Genomic DNA, 18,670 nt, shown 5'->3' on the forward strand with positions numbered 1-18,670 from the left:
TGTCGATCATGGAGTTGTGGTGCCGGACGAAGGTGGCATGAACCCACCAAACGGGCACCACAACTCCATGATCCACCGCCGCACGGCCGCGCGGGGAGGGTGGGTCAGAGGCCGGCGGGGTAGGTTTCCAGTTCGTTGGTGGTCGACGGGGTGGGCAACGGGTGCAGGGCGGTCGACTCGTCGCACCAGACGAAGGCGTCGTAGCGGTCGGCCAGCCGGCTCGGCACGTAGTTGCCCCAGCGTTCGAAGGTCGGGTCGTAGACCACCCCGATCGCCCGGTGCTCGGCGGTGCCGGTGACCCAGGCGGGCTGGTCGGGGCCGCCGAACACGAGCACCGCCCGCTCCGGCAGCAACTCGTGCAGCCGCCACTCCACCGAGCCCTCCCGGGCCGGCGGCACCGTCATCACCTCGGCCGGTGAACCCCAGTGCGGGGCGGCGACCACGGTGCCCCGGTAGCCGCCGAAGCCGATCAGCGTCACCGCGTCCCGGCCGAGGCGTTCCCGGGCGAGCTGGCCGATGTTGACCATCCCGTCGCCAGCCATGTCGGTGGCCCGGGCGTCCCCGATGTGGGTGTTGTGCGCCCAGACGATCCCGCGTGACCCCGGGCCGTACCGGGTCAGCAGCCGGTCCAGGGTGTCGGCCATGTGGATGTCACGCACGTTCCAGGAGTCCGGCCCGCCGTGCACCATCGCCCGGTAGTACCGCTCCGCGCCGGCCACCACCTCCGCGTTCTGCCAGGCCGCGAAGGCGTCCGGGCCGTCCGAGGCGACGTGTGCCCGGGTACGCGCCAGCAGCCGGATCACCTCCTCCTCGCAGCGCGCCGAGACGAACCGGCTGGCCGCGCCGTACTCCTCGACCCGCCGCCCGTACGGCTCGAAGCACCGGTACGCGTCCTGCGCCGCCTCCATCGACTTCGGGTCCTCCTCGCCGAGGTAGTCGAAGATGGCCTGCATGGACTCCCACAGGCTGTAGACGTCGAGCCCGTGGAAACCGGCCCGTTCCCGCTCCGGGCGCTCCAGGTTCCACGCCCGCAGCCAGCGGCAGAACCGGTCCACCTCGGCGTTGGCCCACATCCAGGTGGGCCAGCGGGTGAACAGTCCCAGCGCGGTGCGCGGGTCCTGCGCGCCGCCGGGCGCGCCCACCACCGACCGGTGCACCCGGTCGCAGTCCGGCCAGTCCCCCTCCACCGCCACGAAGTCGAACCCCTGCTCGGCGATGAGCCGCCGGGTGAGCTGCTCACGCAACCGGTAGTAGTCGTAGCTGCCGTGCGTCGCCTCGCCGATCATCACCACCCGGGCCTCCCGGGCGCGCTCCAGCAGCGGGTCGAAGTCGCTCGGCGTACCGAGCCGCTGTACCAGCATGGGCGGGGCTACCCGGCAGGGTCGGCGGACAAACCGCCGGTCGGCACGGTGTGGGCGGTGTGTCGGCGGGCGGAACGGGTAGCCGGCGGCATGACCGTCACCGGGATGCAGTTGCAGGAGTATCTGGCCGGGCTCGACTACCCGGTCTCCCGCGAGGACCTGGTCCGCTGGGGTCAGGAGAACGGTGCCAGCACCGAACTGCTGCAGATGCTGCGGGCGCTGCCCGCCGGGCAGTTCGACGACCCGGCCGAGTTGCACGAGGCCCTCGGCACCCTCGCCTGAGCCGCCCCCACCTGAGCCGCCCCGACCGGTCACCACCGCCGGCCACCGGCGCGACCCGTGGGAGCGTGCAGCAACCGGAACAGCACCAGCCACTGCTCCGGCCAGACCAGCCCGACCGGGGTCGCGGGGTCGAGCCGCGCCGCCCGCAGCGCGCCGTCGACCCGCCGGCCCGGATGGGCCGTGCGCAGCGAGGCCGCGAGCGACCCGCCCGCCCCGCCGAACCCCAGCTCCACCATCCTGCGGTACGCGGGCAGCCCGGCCGGGTCCAGCAGCGTCGCCGGCCGACGTTCGATCCGCAGGATGCCCCCGTCGACGGCGGGCACCGGACGGAACGCCGTGCGGGCCACCCGGCCGGACAGCCCCCAGTGGTACTCCGGCCAGGTCAGCACGGTCAGCCGGGTCCACCGGCCGAGGTCACCGGTCCGCTTGCGGGCGTACTCCCACTGGGTGAGCAGGGTGGCCGCGCGCAGCCGGGGTGCGGCGAGGCACCAGCGGACCACCGCCGCCGTCAGCGACCAGGGGATGTTGCCGACGACGGCGAACGGCTCGTCGGGTGGCGCGGCGGTCAGGAAGTCGGCCTGCCGGTGCTGCACGTGCGGCAGCGTCGCGCACACCGCCGCCAGGGCGGGGGCGACGGTCGGGTCGACCTCGTAGGCGATCAGCCGGCCGCACCGTTGCGCCAGCGGCCGGGTCAGCTGGCCACGGCCGGCGCCCACCTCCAGCAGCAGGTCGTCCGGGCCGGTACGGGCCGCCCGGACCATCCGGGTCACGGTGGCCGGGTCGGTGAGAAAGTTCTGGGACAGTACGCGACGTGACCTGTCGCGTGCGGTTCTGCGGGGCGCCACGGGGCTCGTCCTGTCTGTCGCCGCTCGGCGACGGTACGGACAGGCGCAGCACGATGCCGGGCCTGTCCGAGTGGATCGGGACTCGGACGACCCTGGAGATCGGCGGGGACGTGACGCACGGAGAGCGCAGCCGGTGACCGGGCCCGACGGTCACCGGGCACGGTCGGGGCTGGCGTCGCCGCTCGACCGGGTCGGTCGGGCGGGCGACGCAGACCGTGACCGGCCACGATGGCCGTGAGACCACAGTGGCGGTCAGACCACGATGGCCGTCAGACGACGATGGCGGTCAGGCCGGGGTGGTGCTCGGGTCAGGCGCGGTGGGCGTCCCGGCCGGCCAGGGCCGGACGCCGGACTCGCGGGCGGGCCACCAGGAGGGGGCCCCGCGCGGCCGACGCGACGGCCACGGTGATCAGGGCGTGCGTGAACATGGAGGCCACGGTAGTGCACCCCGCGCCTCGCGCAACGGCTTTTCCGCTCCCGTCTGCCACGACCTCGGACCCGACGGACGAGCGTCCACTCTGACCACCGTGGGCGACCACGGACGGGGCAGCACCGCACGCACGCCGGCCGGGTCGGGGCGGTCAGGGACGGAGGTCGACGGTGCGGGCCTCGGCGCGGGCGGTCTCCGCCGCCGCCAGGACGGCCACCACCTCCCGGCCGAAACGGACGTCGCACCGGTGGTCCCGGCCCCCCGAGTCGATCTCCGCGAGCAGTTGGTCGACTGCGGTGCCGAACGCGGTCAGCGCGTCGCCGTCGCCGGGCGGGACGGCTGCGGTGCCGTTCTCGCCGAAGAAGACGACGTCCCGGGTGACCGCCGCCGCCGGGGCGTCCAGGGTCAGCGACAGCGCGCTGGTGGCACCCCCGTCGTGGGCGAGCAGCAGGTGCACCAGCCCGCCGGGGCCGTCCGTCGCGGCGACCCGGGTGACCCGGCCGAGCACCGGCAGCACGATCGACAGCGCGTGCGGGCCGATGTCCCACAGCGCCCCCTGCTCCCGCCGCCACCGGGAGCCGCCGTACGGGCTGCCGGTGGCGTAGATCGAGGCGAACTGGGTGACCCGGGCGTGTTGCCAGCCGCCGGCCGCGGCGGTGGCGGTGAGGAAGCCGTCGACGTTGGGGTGGAAGCGTTGGGTGAAGAAGACCACCGAGGCCACGCCGGCGGACTGCGCGGCGGCGACCACCCGGTCGGCCTCGTCGAGGCTCAGTGCGAGGGGCTTGTCCAGCAGCAGGTGCCGGCCGGCGGTGGCGGCCCGGACGGCGATCCCGGCCTGCACGTCCGGGGGCAGCGCCACGGCCACCGCGTCGCAGGCGTCGAGCAACGCGTCGACGTCGTCGTACGCCGGTACGCCGTGCCGGGTGGCCAGCGCGGCGGCCCGGTCGGGGTCGCGCCCCCAGACCCCCACCAGCGCGGCGCGGGGATGGGCGTCCAGTCCGGCACCGTGGGTGCGCGCCGCCCAGTGGCCGGTGCCGAACAGGCCGAACCGCAGCACGAGGTACCCCCGGTCTCGTCGTCGGCCACGCCCGTCGCGGCCGTGATCCACGCTAGTCTCCCACCCCTGTTTCCGCAGCCGACGGCCGCCGACCCGCACCACCGGGCCGCCGCCCGGGAACCGGGGCCGCCGACCCGGGACCGGGACGACGCTGATTACTACGCCGGTTAGTAGGCTGTGCCGGTGACCGAGACACCTATCGGATGGCGGCGATGACCGGCGCGGGGTCGGCCGGTTCGCCGGTGGACGGGGTGCTCGCCACCGTGACGATCGGGCTGTCGCTCGTACTCGCGCTGTGGGCGCTGGTGGCGGCGGTCCGGCACCGGCCGCCGGACCTGGCGCAGTCCGTCGGGCTGGGCCTGCTGGAGGTGGCGCTGCTCGCGCTGACCGTGCTGGCCCTGGTCGCCGTCGTCGGGGGTGAGCGGCCGGGCGAGCCCGGCGCGTTCTTCGGCTACCTGGTGACGCTCGTCTGCCTGCCCCCGCTGGCCTGGGTGCTGGCCCGGATGGAACCGACCCGCTGGGGGTCGGCGATCGTCTGCGCGGTCTGCCTGGTCCTGCCGGTGGTCGTGGTCCGGCTGCAACAGACGTGGGAGGTCGTCGGTGGCTGACACCCGGACGGCGCGGCGCGCCACCAACGCGGGGCCGGGGCGGCTGCTGATCGCCGTCTACATCCTGTTCGCCATCGCCGCCACCTCCCGGGCCGGGCTCCAGATCGCCACGAAGTTCGACGAGGCGCCGGTGGCGTACCTGCTCTCGGCGGTGGCCGCGCTTGTCTACATCGTGGCGGCGGTCGGGCTGGCCCGCGCCGGGCACGCCGGCCGGCGGGTCGCGCTGGCCTGCTGCTCGGTGGAGTTGGTCGGGGTGGTCGGCGTCGGGGTGCTCAGCCTGGTCGACGCCGAACTCTTCCCCGACGAGACGGTCTGGTCCGGTTTCGGCAGCGGGTACGGCTACATCCCGCTGGTGCTGCCGGTGCTGGGGCTGCTCTGGCTGTGGCGTACCCGCGACGCGGCCGACGTCTGACGCCGGCTCCCGGCGCGGGCACCCCGGCCCCGGTCAGTCCTTCGGGCCGCCCGCGACGTAGATGACCTGGCCGGAGACGAAGGACGCGCCCTCGCTGACCAGGAACGAGATGGTGTGCGCCACGTCCTCCGGGCGGCCCGGACGACGGACCGGGATCTCCGCGGCGGCGTGCTTCTGGAGGTCGTCGAAGTCGACCTTCATCCGGGCGGCGGTGGCGGCGGTCATGTCGGTGACGATGAAGCCGGGGGCGACCGCGTTCACCGTCACGCCGAACGGCCCCAGCTCGATCGCGAGGGTCTTGGTGAAGCCCTGGAGGCCGGCCTTGGCCGCCGCGTAGTTGGCCTGGCCCCGGTTGCCCAGCGCGGAGGTGCTGGACAGGTTGACGATCCGCCCGTACCTCTGCTCGACCATGTGCCGCTGGGCGGCCTGGCTGAACAGGAACGCGCCGCGCAGGTGCACCCCCAGCACGGTGTCCCAGTCGGCGTCGGTCATCTTGAACAGCAGGTTGTCCCGCAGCACCCCGGCGTTGTTGACCAGCACGGTCGGCCCGCCCAACTCGGTGGCGACCCGCTCGACGGCGGCCTCGACCTGGTCCCGGTCGGCCACGTCAGCGCCGACGCCGACGGCCCGGCCACCGGCGGCGGCGATCGCCTCCACGGTCGGCCCGGTCGCCGCCTCGTCGATGTCGACCACGGCGACGGCCATCCCGTCGGCGGCCAGCCGCCGGGCGGTGGCCGCGCCGATACCGCGTGCGGCTCCGGTGACGATGGCGACGCGGGACTGCTCCGACATGACTACCTCCCGGTAACTTCTGGCTCGACCGAGGAGCCTACCCGCCCCGACGTCCGTCGACGTCCCTGCCGGGCAGGGACGTCGACGGACGGGCCGGTCAGTAGGTGGTGGACCGGCGGAGCCGGATCCAGCGGTAGCCGTGCCCGCCCAGCTTCAGGCTGTCCAGCTTGCCCACGTCGCCGTAACCCCGGTCGGTCAGCACGTCTATCGGCAGGTCCGCCTCGGCGGCCACGCTGCTCAGGTCCACCTCCACGTCCTCGGTGCCGAGATTGTGCAGAAAGACCATGGTGCCGGTCGGGCCGTCGGCGCGGTGCGCGAGGACCCCGGCCGGCATCGGCACGTCGATGTGGGTGGTCGAGCCGGAGCCGATCTCCGGGGCCTCCCGCAGCGTCCGGATCATCCGCTCGAACCAGGCCAGCAGCGACGTCGGGTCGCACCGTTGGGCGGTGACGTTGACCTTCTGGTAGCCGAAGTCACCCTTGTCGATCACCGGGCGGATCAGTTTCTCCGGGTCCGCCGTCGAGAAACCGCCGTTCTCCTTGTACGACCACTGCATCGGGGTACGGATCGCGTCCCGCCCGTCCAGCGCGAGGTTCTCCCCCATCCCGATCTCCTCGCCGTAGCGCAGCACCGGCGTGCCGCGCAGCGAGAACTGGAGCGCGTACGCCAGTTCGATGTGCCGCCGGTCGTTGCCGAGCATCGGAGCGAGCCGTCGCCTGATGCCGCGTCCGTAGAGCTGCATGTTCTCGTCCGGGCCGAACTTCGCCAGCACGTCGTTGCGCTGGTCGGCGGTGAGCCGGGACAGGTCGATCTCGTCATGGTTGCGCAGGAAGGTCGCCCACTGGCCGCCGGTGGGCAGCTTCGGGGTGTCGCGCAGCGCGTCGATGATCGCCTCCGGGTCCTCCCGGGCGAGGGCGAGCATGAGCCGGCCGTTGAGCATGAAGTCGAAGAGCATGTGGATGCGGTTGCCCGAGCCGCTGCCGTCGCCGAAGTAGACAGGAAGCTGGTCGGGTTCGACGTTCGCCTCGGCCAGCAGCACCGCGTCGCCGCGCCGCCACTGCACGTGCTGACGGAGGTCGGTGAGGAAGTCGAAGTCCTTGGGTGCGTCCGGGTTGCCCGGTTCGGTCTGCTCGATGATGAACGGCACGGCGTCCATCCGGAACCCGGAGACGCCGAGCTGGAGCCAGAACGAGGTGATCTTCTTGATCTCGGCACGGACCTTCGGGTTCTCGATGTTCAGGTCCGGCTGGAACCGGTAGAAGCGGTGGTAGTACCACGCCTTGGCGGTCCGGTCGTAGCTCCACGTCTCGTGCTGCTCGCCCGGGAACACCATGCCCTGGTGCCGGTCCGCCGGCTCGTGGTCGGCCCAGACGTACCAGTCGCGGTACGGCGAGTCGGGCGAGGACCTGGCTGACTGGAACCACGGGTGCTGGTCGGAGGTGTGGTTGACCACCAGGTCGATGATGACCCGGATGCCCCGGTTCTGCGCCTGGTGCAGCAGCTCGGCGAAGTCACCGAGGGTCCCCAGGCGCGGGTCGACGTTGTAGAAGTCGGTCGCGTCGTATCCGTCGTCCTGGTTGGGCGAGGGATGGATCGGGTTGAGCCAGAGGCAGGTCACCCCCAGCCGCGCCAGGTAGTCGAGCCGGCCGATCAGGCCCCGGAAGTCACCGACCCCGTCACCGTCGGAGTCCGCATACGTGTCGACGTCGAGGCAGTAGACGACGGCCTCGGAATACCACCTGTCACCCATGCCGGCCTAATGTCTCCGGTGCGCCGACGCCGCAAACGCGAGCCCCGTTCCACAGTCCGTCGGCGACCGCCGCGCCGACCCGGGACGGGCCGGGGTACGGTCCGGGCATGGCTGCACATCCGACGGACGGCTCCCGCACCCTCGACTGGGACGAGGGCCGGTGGCTGCACCAGCCGGTACGGGTGGACCGGGCCGGCGACGGCGCGCTGCTGGTGGAGCCGGCCGCCAACAGCGACCTGTGGCGGCACACCAGCTACGGTTTCGTCCACGACGACGGGCCGGCGCTGCTCGCCCCGCTGCCGGCCGACGGTGCGGTCGAGGTGGACTTCCTGCTCGACTACGCGGCGCAGTTCGACCAGGCCGGGGTGCTGGTCCGGGTGGACGAACGGAACTGGATCAAGGCCGGGGTGGAGGTCAGCGACGGCCTGCCGCAGGTCGGCGCGGTGGTGACCCGGGAGTTCTCCGACTGGTCGGTGGCGCCGGTGCCGCACTGGAGCGGTCGGCAGGTGACCGTGCGGGCCAGCCGTAGCGGCGACGCGTTGACGGTGCGGGCGCGGGTCGCCGACGAGCCGTGGCGGCTGGTCCGGCTCGCCCCGCTCGACCCGGACGCGGTGGCGCTGGCCGGGCCGTTCTGCTGCGCGCCCACCCGGGGCGGGCTGACCATCCGGTTCACCGGCTGGCGACAGGGGCCGGCGGACCGGGAACTGCACGCGTCGGACTGATCCCCGGCTCAGCCGGCTGCGGCCGATCGGCCGCTGCGTCGACGCAGGTCGCAACGCACGGCCGGGCCCGGTGGGCGGCGGCGGACGGGGTGGGACCACTCACCACGGGGTGTAAGTGGTGGCCGGCTGGGTACCACTGTCCGATCCCGCCGGCCCGCTGGAAGGACGCCGATGGCCCTCGCCGAGAACGTCGACCCGAACAGGTTCACCGGGCTGACCGGATGGGTGGCGGGTGTCATCGACTCCCTCGGCGCGGTCGGGGTCGCCTTCCTGGTGGCGCTGGAGAGCATCATCCCGCCGATCCCGAGCGAGATCGTGCTGGCGATGGCCGGCTACCTCGCCGCCGAGGGCCGGTTCAGCCTGGTGGTGATCGTCCTCGCCGCGACTGTCGGTTCGCTGGTCGGCGCGCTGGTGCTCTACTGGCTCGGCGCGGCGCTCGGCGAGGAACGGCTCAAGCGCTGGCTGGACCACATCCCGCTGGTCGACCGGGACGACCTGGAGAAGGCCGACCGCTGGTTCGAGCGGCACGGCCGGTGGGCGGTGCTGATCGGCCGGCTGGTGCCGGTGGTGCGCAGCCTGGTCTCCGTCCCGGCCGGCGCGAACCGGATGCCGATGGGCGAGTTCGTGCTGCTCACCACGCTGGGCAGCGGGGTGTGGAACGCGCTGGTCGTCGGTCTCGGCTACACGCTGGGCTCGCGCTGGCAGGACGTGGAGAAGTACAGCGACTGGTTCAACTACGCCATCTTCGCGGTCTTCGCCGTCATGATCGTGAGCTGGGCCGGCAGGAAGATCCGCTCCCGGCGCGACCGGAACGACAGGCAGTCGGTGACCACCGACCACTGACCGGCCCACCGCGCCGCCCGGCCGGTACGGGTCACCCCGCCCGAGGGGCCCGAGGCCGGAAGACCGCCCCGCCCGGTGGAACCGGACCGCCGGAGCGGCCGGCCCCACCGGGCTGGCGCTCAGAACTTCGCGGTGATCGAGGTGAACTCCCAGGTGCCCTGGCTGATGCCGGAGCAGTTGGCGACCACTCCCCCGTCCGGGCAGGCGCGGTCCCGGTTGACCGACCAGAAGGTGAACCGGGACAGCCCCCGGGCCTTGGCCCAGTCCCGGATCTGCGTCCAGGTGGCAGGCGAGGTCAGCTCCCGCTGGTCGGACAGGCCGTTCATGCCGCTGATGCCCATGTGCGCGTACGCGGTGGCGTCGGACCAGCCGAACGCCGACTTCAGGGTGGTCTTCAGCCCCTCGGCGGCACTGACGGTGCTCTGGTACATGTCCGCCCCGCCGCCGAAGTCGAACGGCATGATGGTGAAGGTGTCGATGTTGGCACCGAGCGCGGCGGCCTGCTTGACCAGCCGGGTTCCGTAGTACGACGGCCCGGTGGTCGAGGTGCCGAAGGTCACGATCGTCTTGATCCCCGGGTTGTTCTGCTTGACGATCTTCAGCGCGCCGAGGATGCGGTCCTGCACCGCCTCGTTCTCGAACTCGTCGCTGTTCTCGATGTCGATGTCGATCGCCTTCAACCCGTACGCGTTGATCACCTGCTGGTACGCCCCGGCGAGGGCGCTGGCCGACGCGCAGTTCGGGCCGAGCTTGTTGCCGCTCCAGCCGCCGAACGACGGGATGACGTCGCCGCCTGCCGCCCGGATCGCGGCGATGGTGCCGGCGTGCGCGCCCCCGGCGAGCGGTCCGGAGCCGTCCCAGGCCGGGGTGCAGCCACCGCCGGAGAGCACGAACGCGATGGTGAACCACTTCACCCCGGTCGCCCCCATCACCGTCGCCGGTGCGGGCGGGTCACCCCAGCCCGGGTAGAGGTAGGGGGCGGCGGCCATCGTGCCGGTGCCGCCGGTGCAGCCGGTGGTGGTGGCCGACACCGCTGCCGACTTCGCCGACTCGCCTGCCGCGTTGTACGCCGTGACGGTCCAGCTGTGCGCGGAGCAGGCGGCCAGCCCGGAGACGGTGGTCGAGGTGCCGGTGACGGTGGCCTTCACCGTGCTGCCCTCGTAGATCCGGTAGCCGGTGACCGTGCCGGAGACGGCGTTCCAGGCCAGCGTGGCCGACGACGAGGTGGTGCCGGTGACCCGCAGCCCGCCCGGGGTGGCCGGGCCAGTCGGGTTGCCGGGGCCGCCGCCGGTGCAGGCCCCGCCGTTGACGGTGCAGTTGGTCGGGTCGCCGGTGCCGGCGACGACGAAGCCGAAGGTGGTGCTGGCGCCCGGCGCGAGGCTGCCGTTCCAGCTCTGGTTGAGGGCGGTGACGTGCTGGCCGGAGCTGCTCAGCCGGGCGTCCCAGAACGAGCCGACGGTGCTGCCCGAGGGCAGGTCGAACTGGACGTTCCACGAGCTGATGGCGGTCGAGGTGTCGTTGGTGACGGTGAACCTGGCCTCGTACCCGTTGCCCCAGCTGGCGGTGCGGACGAAGGCGGCGGTGGCGGCGGACGCGGCCGGCGGGGCCACGAGCGTGCCGGTGACCAGGGCGGCGGCGAGCGCGACGGCGAGGGTGGCCGCGCGGGGGGTGCGGAGTCTCACGGGTGGCCTCCAGTGGACCGGGGCGGGGGACGTCAGGGGTGTGACCGGCCCCGTGGTGCGCGGGCCGGTGGACGCGGTCCGGGGGTGGGACCGCCGGGACGACCGGGAATGCATCCACGGTCGTCCACGTCCGCGCCTATTATTAAGACTCTTAACTGTTAATGTCCAGAGCCCATCGACGAGGGGTCCGCGCCACACCGGCACGGACCCCTCGCGGCCCGGTCAGCGGCGGAAGGTGAACCAGTTGACGTTGACGAAGTCGGACGGCTGACCGCTGCTGAAGGTGAGGTAGACGGTGTGCCGGCCGGTCACCGCCGACACGTTGCCCGGCACCGACCGCCAGCTCTGCCAGCCACCGGTGTTGGCGACGGCGAAACTGCCGATCGGGGTGGCGGTCGGGCTGTCCACCCGCACCTCGACCAGGCCGCTCACCCCGCCGGCCGCGCCGGAGGCCACCCGGGCCAGGAAGTCGCGCGGTCCGCTGCTGCCGAAGTCCACGTTGTCGTAGCGGGCCCAGTCACCGTTGCGCAGGGCGGCGATGTTCTGCCCGCCCTCGGCGCACGTCTCGACGGCCACCCCGTTCTGCCCGGAGAACGCCTCGGCCTGGATCGTCGAGTACGCGTCCACGGTGCCCGACGGCGGCGGCGTGGTCGGGGCCGGCGTGGTGGGGGTCGGCGTCGGGGTGGAGCCGCCACCCCGACGGTAGACCGCGACGTAGTCGACGAGCATCGGCCGGCCGGAGACGGTCGAGCCGGTCGGCGTGACGGCACCGGCCACCCCGTCCGGGAAGGAGCCGCCCATCGCCACGTTGAGCAGCAGGAAGTAGCCACCGTGGCCGGTCATCTGGGCCCAGTAGGTGGCGCCGACCTGGGTCTGGGTGACGGTGTGGAACAGCTGACCGTCGACGTACCAGCGCAGTTGCTGCGGGCTGACCGAGGTGTCCCACTCGGTGCGGTAGGTGTGGAAGGCGGCCTGGCAGGCGCTGCCGGGGCAGACCCGGGTCGCGCCCAGCCCGCTGAACTCGTTGCACGGGCCGCCGGGGGCGACCCCGCAGTGCAGCGCGCCCCAGACCTGGTTGAGCCCGTTGACGTTCTCCATCACGTCGATCTCGCCGATGCCCGGCCAGTTCTGGTAGTTGCCCCGGTACGGCGCGCCGAGCGCCCAGAACGCCGGCCAGTAGCCCGCCGCCTGGGCGCCCGTGACGTTGGGCATCTGGATCCGTCCCTCGATCGCCAGCACCCCGCCCGACGGGGGCTTGAAGTCGGTGCGCACGGTCTCGATCCGGGCCGAGGTCCACCGGCCACCGGAGTCGCGCAACGGGGTGATCCGCAGGTTGCCGGACCCGTCGTGGGCCAGGTTGGCGGTGCTGCCGGTGTACGTCTGGATCTCGCCGGTGCCCCAGTTGGCCGGGCCGCCCGGGTAGCTGGTGCCGGTGTCCACGATCCAGTTGGCCGAGGACGGCAGGGTGCCGGCCGCACCGGTGAAGTCGTCGCTCCACACCAGGCTCCACCCCGACGGCGGCGTGGGGACGGCGGCCTGCGCAGCGACCGAGACGCCTGTCAGCGCGGTGGCGGCGGCGAGCGTGACCGCCAGGGCGAGCCGGCGGTGGGACCGGCGCGGGGCGGTGGGGGCGACCGGAGCCGCCGGGACAGCGTTCATCGGGATGCCTCTCTGGGGGGACGGGAGCAAGAGAGCGCTCTCTGAGCGGTTTTCTACGCTCCCGCCCCACCATTTGTCAACGCTCGTCGATGGCTTCGGCCGGCACCGGTCGCGGCCGACGCAGCAGCACGTGCTCGGCCACCGTCCACGCGGTGGTGGTGACCAGGTAGAGCACCGCCGCCAGCGGCACCACCAACGCCAGCAGCACCGTGCCGTACGGCAACAGCGGCAGCATCCGGGCCAGCAGCGCCGCCCCCGGCTGGTCGGCCGGGACGGCGGCCGACGCCGCCGCCCGGCGGGACAGCACCGTGGCCAGGCCGGCCAGCGCCGCCAGCAACACCCCGAACACCAGCAGCACCGACGGGGTCAGCCCGTCGCCCAGGTGCCAGCCCAGCGGCACCCCGGCCAGCCGCGCGTCGAGCAGCCCGCCGGCACCGTCCCCGGTGCCGAACAGGCGGTACATGACCAGGAAGAACGGGGCCTGGAGCAGCGCCGGCAGGCACCCCGCCACCGGCGACGCCCCGGCCCGGCGGTAGAGCGCGAACATCTCCGCCTGCAACGTCGCCGGGTCGTCGGCGTACCGCTGCTGGAGCTGGCGTAGCTGCGGGGCGAGCGCCGCGCGACGCCGCTCCGCACGGACCTGGGCGACGGTGAGCGGCGAGATCGACAGCCTGACGGCGACGGTGAACAGCACGATCGCGGCGGCGGTGGCGACCCCGCCGGCCAGCGGCGTCAGCAACCCGGCGAGCCAGCCGACGACGGAACCCGCGGCGGCAGCCGCGTCGTGCACGGGTGAGAAGGCGAGCATGGGGAACCCCTCGGTCCGATTCCGGAGGTCCGCACGGGACGGTCACCGGCCGCCCGTCAGGGCGGTCGGCGGTTCACCGTGGGACGCAGTGACGACGGACCGGTCGGGGTCGGCGGCGCGCGGGGTCAGCCCGCGACCGGGGACCAGCCGACCGGGAGGAGACCTCCGGGCGCCCGGGGGCGGGGTCGGCCCGCCGCGTCCGGATCGACCTGCCGGGGTACGCCTCGACGCCGGGCCCGGTCGCGCAGCCCGACCGCCCGTCGCCGCCCGACGCCGGGGCCGGACGCCGTCCGGGGACGGGTCGCCAGCAGGATGACGAGCAGCAACGCGGCCGCCACCGCCGCACCGGCCAGCAGGTCACCCGGCCGGTCCGCGAGCAGGGTCAGCCCGACGAGCGCGTACGCCCACAGACCCGTCACCACCCGCAGCCCCGACACGCCCGCCAGCCTAGGACCCGCTGTCACGTCGGACCGCCGCGACGACGTCGACCACCGTCTCCGGCCGGTCCACGTGCAGCAGGTGCCGGGCGTCCCGGAACACCTCCTGCCGGCCGGCGGGGAAGCTCGCCGCCAACGCGGCGTGTCCCGCCCGCCACGCCGCCCGGCCGGCCGGAGTGGGCACGTCGCCGAGCGCGGTCAGCACCCGCACCGGCAGCGTCGGTGCCGCCGTCACCTCCCGCAACGCCACCAACTCCGCCGCCACCGCCGGGTGCGCCAGCCACTGCACCAACGCCCCGATCAGCACCGCCGGGCAGCCGTACGCCGCCGCGGCGGCCGGGTCGGGCGGCCGGACGCTCATCCGGCGCACCGCCCGACGCCACGCCCCCGGGCCGTACCGGCGGGCCAGACCGGACCGGTCGAGCGCCCCGGTCAGCACCGGTGCCCCGGCCGACACCGCGCCGGCCGTCCACGTCGACCACCACCGCCACCGGGCCGCCCCCGCCGGGTCCACCAGGCTCGGGTCCACCAGCACCAGCCCGGCGAGCCGCCCCGGACACCGCCGGGCGTATCCCTCGGCGGGCAACGCCGCCGCCGAGTGCGCCACCAGCACCGGCCGGTCCAGCCCGGTCACCGCCGCGTCGAGGCGAGCCAGCTCGGCGGTGAGGGTGGGCACCCCGGCATCGTCCGGCCGGTCCAGCCGGCGCACCCGGTAGCCGGCGGCGGTCAGCGGCGGCACCAGCCGGTCCCAGGTCTCCGCCCCCTCCCCCATCCCCGGGCAGAGCAGCACCCCCGGCCCGCCGGCCCGCGCCGCCGGGTCGTCGGTGGGCGGGCCGGTCACCGGGGACGCCCCGGGCCGGGGCCCCACCGGGCGACGGCGGCGGTGAGCAGCAGCCAGCCGGACAGCCCGGTGAGCTGGACCCGCTGCCACAGGCCCAGCCCCCACTCGGGGTGCAGCGTGGCGACAAGCGTCCCGACCGTGCCGACCGCCAGCACCACCGCCACCGCCAGCCCCGCCCGGCGGCGGGCCGGGCCACGCAGCACGGCGAGGACCGCCACCAGGCTCAACAGCGCGCCGGCCACCGCCACCGAGGAGGTGACCGTGTGCGCCTGGTGCCGCCAGGACAGCTCGCCCAGCTCCTCCAGCCGGGCGCAGCGGGCATCGATCGAGGGGGCGCAGTCCATCGAGGTGTACCCGCCGTCCACGGCGGTGGCTACACCGAACACCAGCAGCCCCCACCAGGCCGGCCGGGGCACCTCCCGGGCCACCCGGGCCAGCAGCAGCCCGGCCACCGTCGCGCAGAGCCCGGTCGTCACGTCGCCGGCCTGGAAGACCAGGTGGTACGGCTGGTCCCGGGCGGCCAGCTCACTCAGGTAGCTCTGCACCGGCCGCAGCCCCGGGTTGAGCACCGGGGCGAGCAGCCAGGAGGCGTAACAGGCCGCCGCCAGCAGCAGCGCCGGCGCCGCCCCGGTCCGGGCGGCCCGGTGCCCGTCGCCCCCACGGCCGGCCGGCGGGGACGCCGGGTCCGGGTCGCAGCGCGGGCGGGGGCGGTTCACGACGACTCGCGGACCATCGGGAACGGCAGGGTCTCCCGGATGGACCGGCCGGTCAGCAGCATCACCAGCCGGTCCACGCCCAGTCCCAGGCCACCGGTCGGCGGCATCGCGTACTCCAGCGCGGTGAGGAAGTCCTCGTCCAGCTCCATCGCCTCCGGGTCGCCGCCGGCGGCCTTCAGCGACTGGGCGGTCAGCCGTCGCCGCTGCTCGGTCGGGTCCACCAGCTCCGAGTACGCGGTACCCAGCTCCATCCCGAACGCCACCAGGTCCCACCGCTCGGCCAGCCGGGGGTCGGCCCGGTGCTGGCGGGTCAACGGGGAGACGTCGGTGGGGAAGTCCAGGTAGAAGGTGGGCCCGTCGGTACGCGCCTCGACCAGCCGCTCGTACAGCTCCAGCAGCAGCTCGGCGCGCTGCCAGCCCGGGTCGTACGGCACCCGGGCCGCGTCGGCGCGACGGCGCAGGGCGGCGGCGTCGGTGTCGACGGTCACCTCCTCGCCCAGCGCCTCGGAGACCGCCTCGTGCACCGTACGCACCGGCCAGGGACCGCCGATGTCCACCAGCTCACCGGTGCCCGGCCGCCGGGCCAGCGGAGCCCCGTGCACCGCCACCGCCGCCGCGACGATCAGCTCCCGGGCCAGCTCCCGCATGTCGTGGTAGTCGGCGTACGCCTGGTACGCCTCCAGCACGGTGAACTCCGGGTTGTGGCTGAAGTCGACGCCCTCGTTGCGGAACACCCGGCCCAACTCGTACACCCGCTCGACGCCGCCCACGGCGAGCCGCTTGAGGTACAGCTCGGGGGCGATCCGCAGGGTCAGCCGCAGGTCGTAGGCGTTGCTGTGGGTGACGAACGGGCGGGCGTTGGCGCCCCCGTGCACCCGTTGCAGGATCGGCGTCTCCACCTCCAGGAAGTCCCGGCCCACCAGGGTCCGCCGCAGGCTGGTGAGGGTGGCGCTGCGGGCCCGCAGCAGCTCCCGGGCCTGCGGGCTGGTCGCCAGGTCCAGGTAACGGCGGCGGACCCGCGCCTCCGGGTCGGCCAGGCCGTGGTGCTTGTCGGGCAGCGGACGCAGGCACTTGGCGGTGAGCCGCCAGTCGGCCACCCGGACGGACACCTCGCCGCGCCTGGTGGCGTACACCTCGCCTGTCGCGCCCACGTGGTCACCGATGTCGACGGTGGCCCGCCACCGGTCCAGCTCCTTCTCCAGCACCAGTTGCAGGTCACCGCTGCCGTCGCGGACGGTGACGAAGCAGACCCGGCCGTGGTCGCGGACCAGCAGCACCCGCCCAGCCACCGAGACGGTCTCCCCGGTGCCGGTGTCCGGGGCCAGCCCGACGTGCCGGGCCCGCACCGCCGCGCACCCGTCGGTACGCGGCCACCCCACCGGGTACGGGTCGACGCCCTGCGCCCGCAGCCGGTCCAGCTTCGCCCGCCGGACCCGCACCTGCTCGGGCTGCTGCCCGTGCGCCGGCTCGGGGCTGACCGCGTGCACGGTGGCCGCGTCCGGTGGCACGAACCCCACCCCGCCACCGGCCGGGGGCGCACCGTACAGCGGGGACGGCCGACCGCCGGGCAGCGCCACGAAGCCCTCCGCGACGGCGGCGGCCAACCCGACCCGGGCCAGTTCCCGCCGCTCGCCGAAGCACAGGTAGCGGGGCGTCCAGTGCGGCTGGTACTTGGCGTTGGACAGGTACAGCGACTCCAACTGCCACCACCGGGAGAAGAACAGCAGCGTACGCCGCCACAGCCGGATCACCGGGCCGGCGCCGATCCGGGCACCCTGCTCGAACACCGACCGGAACACGGCGAAGTTCAGCGACACCCGCTCGACGCCCAGCCGGGGGGCCGTACCGAGCAGCGCGGCCACCATGAACTCGGTGACCCCGTTCTCGGCGGTGCGGTCCCGACGCATCAGGTCCAGCGACAGCCCGTTGCCGCCCCACGGGCTCAACGACAGCAACGCCCGTACCCGGCCGGTGCCGTCGCGGGCCTCGACCAGCACGCAGTCACCGTCGGCCGGATCGCCGAGGCGGCCCAGCGCCATCGAGAAGCCGCGTTCGTGCTCGGTGTCCCGCCAGCGGGTGGCCAGGGCGGCGAGATCGGCCAGTTCGGCCGGCGGGATGTCGGCGTGCCGGCGGACCCCTGCGGTGTAGCCGGCCCGCTCGACCCGGTGCACCGCCTGCCGGACCGGGCGCATGTCCCGCCCGCCCAGGTCGAACTCCCGGGCCAGCAGGATCGCCTCGTCGCCCAGTTGCAGCACCTTCAGCCCGTGCCGGTGGTAGGCGCGCGCGCCGGCCTCGCTGGCCCCCATCACCGCCGGGGTCCAGGCGTACTCGCGGGCCTGGTCCAGCCACGCGGTGATGGCCGGGCCCCACGCCTCCGGGTCGCCGACCGGGTCGCCGCTGGCCAGGCTCACCCCGTTGACCACCCGGTAGGTCAGCGCCGCCTTCCCGCTGGCCGAGAAGATCGCCGCCTTGTCCCGCCGGGTGGCGAAGTAGCCGAGGGAGTCCCGGTCGCCGTAGCGGGCCAGCAGTTCCCTGATGCGTTGCTCCTCGTCGGGGTGCAGCACGGCGGCGGCGCGCTGGGAGCGCAGCAGAGTGAACAGGCCGGCCAGGAAGGCGACCGCGCCCATCCCGCCGAGCAGCAGGTTGACCCAGCCGGGGGCCTGGCCCTGCCGGGTGACGTCCAGGGTGATCGCACCGCCGAAGACCTTCTCGATCGCGTACCCGAACCGGTCCAGCCAGCTGTGCAGGCTGCCGGGCACGGCGGTCAGCAGCAGGTAGCCCAGCCCGACGGCCGCCGCGGCGAGACCGAGGAACACGCCGAGGGCGCGCCGGGTGCTGCCGCTGCGGACCCGGGCGTAGAACTCCCGCCGGGCCGCCAGCAGCAGGGTCAGGGCGGCGGCGGCGAAGCCGATGCCCACCCAGACGCCGACGGTCTCGACCAGGGTGAACAGCCGCCGGCCGGCGTCGTCGGTGAGCTGGTCCGCGCCGACGGTCACCAGCAGCAGGCCGGTCAGCACGCCGACGACCAGGCTGAGGATGAAGTAGACGACCAGCACCCAGTACGCCAGCCGCTTGCGGCGCAGCACCGCCGCGGCGAGGGTGCCGAGGAACACCGCGTACGCCAGGTTGGCCGGCGCGGGCACCAGCAGCGTGTCGATCGTGGTCCGGATCGGCTGGAACTCGGCGTTGGCCGCGCTGCTGACCGCCGCCAGCGCGCAGATCGCGGCGATGAACCACAGCAGCGCCGCGAACATCCGGGGCACCTGCCGCCGCCAGTCCCGCCCGGGTGGCCGGGCCGGACGGCCGGGCCGCCGCGCCGTGGTCGGGGGCGCCACCCGGGGCGCCGTCGTCGGGGTCACCTGGCCTCCCTCACGTCCCCGCCCCGGCCCGCTCCAGGTCGGGGCGGGGGTGCGGCACGGCACCGG

At 74.2% G+C, this 18,670-nt stretch carries 16 protein-coding genes and 1 pseudogene; 5 read left to right on the top strand and 12 right to left on the bottom strand.

Features of this window, described 5'->3' with window-relative positions; genetic code table 11:
* Positions 1 to 104: 104 nt before the first annotated feature.
* The gene (locus Q2K16_RS14590; RefSeq protein ID WP_302746046.1) at positions 105 to 1,361 is read right to left on the bottom strand and encodes an erythromycin esterase family protein; all 1,257 of its coding nucleotides are present in this window, start codon (positions 1,359 to 1,361) and stop codon (positions 105 to 107) included.
* Between the two features lie 90 nt (positions 1,362 to 1,451).
* Between Q2K16_RS14590 and Q2K16_RS14595 the strand changes: the two genes are divergently transcribed.
* Positions 1,452 to 1,643, top strand: coding sequence for a DUF2795 domain-containing protein (locus Q2K16_RS14595; protein ID WP_302746048.1), 192 nt, complete (start codon positions 1,452 to 1,454; stop codon positions 1,641 to 1,643).
* Positions 1,644 to 1,672: 29 nt separating this feature from the next.
* On the opposite strand, the gene erm is transcribed toward Q2K16_RS14595, so the two are convergent.
* Positions 1,673 to 2,488, bottom strand: coding sequence for an ErmE/ErmH/ErmO/ErmR family 23S rRNA (adenine(2058)-N(6))-methyltransferase (gene erm, locus Q2K16_RS14600; protein WP_302746050.1), 816 nt, complete (start codon positions 2,486 to 2,488; stop codon positions 1,673 to 1,675).
* 581 nt (positions 2,489 to 3,069) lie between these two features.
* A complete protein-coding gene (locus tag Q2K16_RS14605; protein ID WP_302746489.1) occupies positions 3,070 to 3,975 on the bottom strand; it encodes a Gfo/Idh/MocA family protein in 906 nt (301 codons plus the stop codon).
* Between the two features lie 212 nt (positions 3,976 to 4,187).
* On the opposite strand from Q2K16_RS14605, the gene Q2K16_RS14610 reads away from it, so the two are divergent.
* Both Q2K16_RS14610 and Q2K16_RS14615 read left to right on the top strand, forming a co-directional pair.
* On the top strand, positions 4,188 to 4,583 hold the full coding sequence (locus Q2K16_RS14610) for a hypothetical protein (RefSeq protein WP_489671918.1): 396 nt from the start codon (positions 4,188 to 4,190) through the stop codon (positions 4,581 to 4,583).
* Positions 4,576 to 5,056: pseudogene (locus Q2K16_RS14615) on the top strand (hypothetical protein). Before Q2K16_RS14610 ends, Q2K16_RS14615 begins: the two are co-directional and overlap by 8 nt.
* Here Q2K16_RS14615 and fabG read toward each other — a convergent pair.
* The gene (gene fabG / locus Q2K16_RS14620; protein ID WP_302746052.1) at positions 5,029 to 5,787 is read right to left on the bottom strand and encodes a 3-oxoacyl-ACP reductase FabG; all 759 of its coding nucleotides are present in this window, start codon (positions 5,785 to 5,787) and stop codon (positions 5,029 to 5,031) included. The pseudogene Q2K16_RS14615 and the gene fabG overlap by 28 nt on opposite strands.
* Before the next feature lie 97 nt (positions 5,788 to 5,884).
* Positions 5,885 to 7,537: an alpha-amylase family protein gene (locus Q2K16_RS14625; protein WP_302746053.1), complete on the bottom strand. Its 1,653-nt coding sequence runs from the start codon at positions 7,535 to 7,537 to the stop codon at positions 5,885 to 5,887.
* Between the two features lie 107 nt (positions 7,538 to 7,644).
* On the opposite strand from Q2K16_RS14625, the gene Q2K16_RS14630 reads away from it, so the two are divergent.
* Positions 7,645 to 8,259, top strand: coding sequence for a DUF1349 domain-containing protein (locus Q2K16_RS14630; RefSeq protein WP_302746055.1), 615 nt, complete (start codon positions 7,645 to 7,647; stop codon positions 8,257 to 8,259).
* A 171-nt stretch (positions 8,260 to 8,430) separates the two neighbouring features.
* Positions 8,431 to 9,102: a DedA family protein gene (locus Q2K16_RS14635; RefSeq protein ID WP_302746056.1), complete on the top strand. Its 672-nt coding sequence runs from the start codon at positions 8,431 to 8,433 to the stop codon at positions 9,100 to 9,102.
* A gap of 119 nt (positions 9,103 to 9,221) precedes the next feature.
* Here Q2K16_RS14635 and Q2K16_RS14640 read toward each other — a convergent pair whose 3' ends face one another.
* The 7 genes from Q2K16_RS14640 to lysX form a co-directional block, all read right to left on the bottom strand.
* Positions 9,222 to 10,784, bottom strand: coding sequence for a cellulose binding domain-containing protein (locus tag Q2K16_RS14640; protein WP_302746057.1), 1,563 nt, complete (start codon positions 10,782 to 10,784; stop codon positions 9,222 to 9,224).
* Positions 10,785 to 11,006: 222 nt separating this feature from the next.
* On the bottom strand, positions 11,007 to 12,443 hold the full coding sequence (locus Q2K16_RS14645) for a carbohydrate-binding protein (protein ID WP_302746059.1): 1,437 nt from the start codon (positions 12,441 to 12,443) through the stop codon (positions 11,007 to 11,009).
* Positions 12,444 to 12,519: 76 nt separating this feature from the next.
* A complete protein-coding gene (locus Q2K16_RS14650) occupies positions 12,520 to 13,251 on the bottom strand; it encodes a YidC/Oxa1 family membrane protein insertase (protein WP_302746061.1) in 732 nt (243 codons plus the stop codon).
* Between the two features lie 125 nt (positions 13,252 to 13,376).
* The gene (locus Q2K16_RS14655) at positions 13,377 to 13,688 is read right to left on the bottom strand and encodes a DUF6412 domain-containing protein (protein ID WP_302746062.1); all 312 of its coding nucleotides are present in this window, start codon (positions 13,686 to 13,688) and stop codon (positions 13,377 to 13,379) included.
* A 10-nt stretch (positions 13,689 to 13,698) separates the two neighbouring features.
* A complete protein-coding gene (locus tag Q2K16_RS14660; protein ID WP_302746064.1) occupies positions 13,699 to 14,529 on the bottom strand; it encodes an alpha/beta fold hydrolase in 831 nt (276 codons plus the stop codon).
* Entirely contained in the window at positions 14,526 to 15,245 is a 720-nt protein-coding gene (locus Q2K16_RS14665; RefSeq protein WP_302746065.1) for a DUF998 domain-containing protein, read from the bottom strand. Before Q2K16_RS14665 ends, Q2K16_RS14660 begins: the two co-directional genes overlap by 4 nt.
* Complete coding sequence (gene lysX / locus Q2K16_RS14670) at positions 15,242 to 18,604, bottom strand: bifunctional lysylphosphatidylglycerol synthetase/lysine--tRNA ligase LysX (RefSeq protein WP_302746067.1); 3,363 nt, start codon at positions 18,602 to 18,604, stop codon at positions 15,242 to 15,244. Before lysX ends, Q2K16_RS14665 begins: the two co-directional genes overlap by 4 nt.
* Between the last annotated feature and the right edge of the window lie 66 nt (positions 18,605 to 18,670).

Origin of the sequence: Micromonospora cynarisoli, assembly GCF_030518815.1 — a bacterium.
Classification (GTDB): domain Bacteria; phylum Actinomycetota; class Actinomycetes; order Mycobacteriales; family Micromonosporaceae; genus Micromonospora; species Micromonospora wenchangensis.

Bases quoted from the DNA above. Each gene is read 5' to 3' on its own strand.
- Q2K16_RS14625 (WP_302746053.1), bottom strand. From the start codon at position 7,537: ATGGGTGACAGGTGGTATTCCGAGGCCGTCGTCTACTGCCTCGACGTC.
- Q2K16_RS14590 (WP_302746046.1), bottom strand. From the start codon at position 1,361: ATGCTGGTACAGCGGCTCGGTACGCCGAGCGACTTCGACCCGCTGCTG.
- Q2K16_RS14650 (WP_302746061.1), bottom strand. From the start codon at position 13,251: ATGCTCGCCTTCTCACCCGTGCACGACGCGGCTGCCGCCGCGGGTTCC.
- fabG (WP_302746052.1), bottom strand. From the start codon at position 5,787: ATGTCGGAGCAGTCCCGCGTCGCCATCGTCACCGGAGCCGCACGCGGT.
- Q2K16_RS14595 (WP_302746048.1), top strand. From the start codon at position 1,452: ATGACCGTCACCGGGATGCAGTTGCAGGAGTATCTGGCCGGGCTCGAC.
- Q2K16_RS14610 (WP_489671918.1), top strand. From the start codon at position 4,188: ATGACCGGCGCGGGGTCGGCCGGTTCGCCGGTGGACGGGGTGCTCGCC.
- Q2K16_RS14635 (WP_302746056.1), top strand. From the start codon at position 8,431: ATGGCCCTCGCCGAGAACGTCGACCCGAACAGGTTCACCGGGCTGACC.
- Q2K16_RS14645 (WP_302746059.1), bottom strand. From the start codon at position 12,443: ATGAACGCTGTCCCGGCGGCTCCGGTCGCCCCCACCGCCCCGCGCCGG.
- Q2K16_RS14630 (WP_302746055.1), top strand. From the start codon at position 7,645: ATGGCTGCACATCCGACGGACGGCTCCCGCACCCTCGACTGGGACGAG.